We start from the raw sequence: 273 nt of genomic DNA, 5'->3' as shown, positions 1-273 counted from the left end.
GCGAAAAACAAACCCAAATTCAAAGATATTTTTTCTAAAAGTCAGTCGATTAACATCCTTTCGGCGGCGCGGATGTTTTTGTTTGGCGCCAGAGATGTATGGTTTGTGGTGGCATTACCGGTATTTTTAGCCACAACTTTTGGCTGGGATCATTGGTGTGTTGGTAGCTTTATGGCTAGCTGGGTGATTGGTTATGGTGTGGTGCAATCCATTGCACCTTATTTCACCGGTAAACGACAGGGAAAAGTGCCGAGCGGCCGAGCTGCTTTTACA

1 protein-coding gene is annotated in these 273 nt (G+C 45.4%); it reads left to right on the top strand.

The window, feature by feature from the left end; genetic code table 11:
• Positions 1 to 273 (top strand): hypothetical protein (locus AAEY78_RS13065; protein ID WP_502943773.1); only part of this gene is annotated, 273 nt, incomplete at both ends.

Origin of the sequence: Psychrobacter sp. 16-MNA-CIBAN-0192, from assembly GCF_040309565.1 — a bacterium.
In the GTDB taxonomy this organism is placed as follows: domain Bacteria; phylum Pseudomonadota; class Gammaproteobacteria; order Pseudomonadales; family Moraxellaceae; genus Psychrobacter.
This window is presented reverse-complemented; position numbering and strand designations above follow the sequence as displayed.